The sequence below is a fragment of the Lactobacillus gigeriorum DSM 23908 = CRBIP 24.85 genome, assembly GCF_000296855.1.
In the GTDB taxonomy this organism is placed as follows: domain Bacteria; phylum Bacillota; class Bacilli; order Lactobacillales; family Lactobacillaceae; genus Lactobacillus; species Lactobacillus gigeriorum.
Genome location: NZ_CAKC01000011.1, coordinates 1 through 1,917, shown reverse-complemented (window position 1 = coordinate 1,917; position 1,917 = coordinate 1). Strand labels below are relative to the sequence as shown.

The 1,917-nt window shown below is 36.0% G+C and carries 8 tRNA genes; all 8 read left to right on the top strand.

Annotated features, from left to right (window positions below):
• The first annotated feature begins 10 nt into the window (after window positions 1-10).
• The 8 genes from BN52_RS01215 (at window position 11) to BN52_RS01180 (ending at window position 687) form a co-directional block, all read left to right on the top strand.
• Window positions 11-84, top strand: a tRNA-Met gene (locus BN52_RS01215).
• 11 nt (window positions 85-95) lie between these two features.
• Window positions 96-169 (top strand) — tRNA-Ile (locus tag BN52_RS01210).
• Window positions 170-195: 26 nt separating this feature from the next.
• Window positions 196-269 (top strand) — tRNA-Met (locus tag BN52_RS01205).
• Window positions 270-272: 3 nt separating this feature from the next.
• Window positions 273-346 (top strand) — tRNA-Asp (locus tag BN52_RS01200).
• Window positions 347-352: 6 nt separating this feature from the next.
• Window positions 353-425, top strand: a tRNA-Phe gene (locus BN52_RS01195).
• A 12-nt stretch (window positions 426-437) separates the two neighbouring features.
• A tRNA-Gly gene (locus BN52_RS01190) sits at window positions 438-508 on the top strand.
• Window positions 509-520: 12 nt separating this feature from the next.
• Window positions 521-594 (top strand) — tRNA-Ile (locus tag BN52_RS01185).
• A 3-nt stretch (window positions 595-597) separates the two neighbouring features.
• A tRNA-Ser gene (locus BN52_RS01180) sits at window positions 598-687 on the top strand.
• Window positions 688-1,917 lie beyond the last annotated feature (1,230 nt).

Sequence of the window (1,917 nt, the reverse complement as noted above, 5' to 3'; positions counted from 1 at the left end):
AAAACATTTTGGCGGTGTAGCTCAGCTGGCTAGAGCGTCCGGTTCATACCCGGGAGGTCGAGGGTTCGATCCCCCCCGCCGCTATTTGTAAGCTTGGACCTTTAGCTCAGTTGGTTAGAGCAGACGGCTCATAACCGTCCTGTCGTAGGTTCGAGTCCTACAAGGTCCATAGTTAGGATTCAATTTAATAATTATCGCGGGATGGAGCAGTCTGGTAGCTCGTCGGGCTCATAACCCGAAGGTCGTTGGTTCAAATCCAGCTCCCGCAATATGGTCCATTGGAGTAGTGGTCAATCTCGCCTCCCTGTCACGGAGGAGATCGCGGGTTCAAATCCCGCATGGACCGTAAGATGGCTCGGTAGCTCAGTTGGTAGAGCAAAGGATTGAAGCTCCTTGTGTCGGCGGTTCGATTCCGTCCCGCGCCATTTCTTGCATATGCGGGTATAGTTTAGTGGTAAAACGAAAGCCTTCCAAGCTTTAGTCGCGAGTCCGATTCTCGTTACCCGCTTGAATTGAATAGGGGCCTATAGCTCAGCTGGTTAGAGCGCACGCCTGATAAGCGTGAGGTCGATGGTTCAAGTCCATTTAGGCCCATTTGGAGTAGTACTCAAGTGGCTGAAGAGGCGCCCCTGCTAAGGGTGTAGGTCGGGTTATTCCGGCGCGAGGGTTCGAATCTCTCCTACTCCGTAACTATATAAATGCTTTAATTTCAATGCGTGTCAATCGTTGATGTTAAAGCATTTTTTGTTTTAGAATTAATAGAAATTCTTCGTAAATTTACTTTTTGAGCTTCGTTTTTATGTAGCTAAGATAATTTCTTTCGTATTTAGCAAATCTATCGTTAAACAACGTTTTAAGCGTTTATATGTTATGTCAAAGGAATATGGTCTAATAATTTGTTACGACAATACAGGATAAACGTAGAGAAAAAGCACAAAAATATGTCGATAGTGGCATATTATTACAAGATAAAGGAATGTCAGATGTTTTAGAGAACGAGGTTTCATCAAAAGTGTTTTTAAAAACTATTAGAAATAATGAGGACAAGTCGTTCGAATAATAGTTAAAAAGCAGTGCTAAATAAGCGTGATAAATTATGGTAGATCAAATATATAAAAGATCCAAATATATGATGATAATACAAATTATCAATTAGTTATGTGGAATAATTGTCTATTTGCAGTCTATTTAATAGAAGTTGTAAATAGATTGGCAGTGACACCTAAATTTATATGTAATGGTAAATTTTTATGTAAGATTAGACAAAATTGGTTGAATAAGCTATTAAAAGTCTTAATACCTAAAATTTTTTGTGAATAAGGTGAAGATTTGATCTAAAAAAGCAATTTACACCATTTTTAATACAGTAAGTTCAAAAGAGTAGGGGAATAATATGAAAAAAGTTTGCTACTTTTACTGTGACTCAAGTGATAATTGCGTCACCACCAAAATAAGCAACAAGCAAGTAAATACTCGACTAAAACCTGTTAAATAATTACTGATAACATAAACTCAATAGTATCTTTTGATAAAACATCTTACTGTGTTAACTAATGATGCGAACAAAACCAATAACTAGCAGAAACTTTAAAAGTAGTTATAAACATTTACTAGCAGGGAAGATGATGAGTGAAAACCGAGAAGCAGAAAACAAGATAATTGTTAAAATTAGAAATGCCTGTAGAGTCCAATATAAAATAAAACTACATAGTTGTTCAGAAAAAAGATTTAGATCGAATATATAGTAAGAGATAGCTTTTAAAAACGTGCTATGTGTATATTATTTTCAATAAAATAGGAGTTTTAAAATAAAAAATCAAAAAAATACAAAAAAGGACTGTCAATAACTTAGGATAATGTCCTAAAATTTGTTAATTATTAGCGGAGATTTTTCTCCGCTATTTTTTTATGTATATT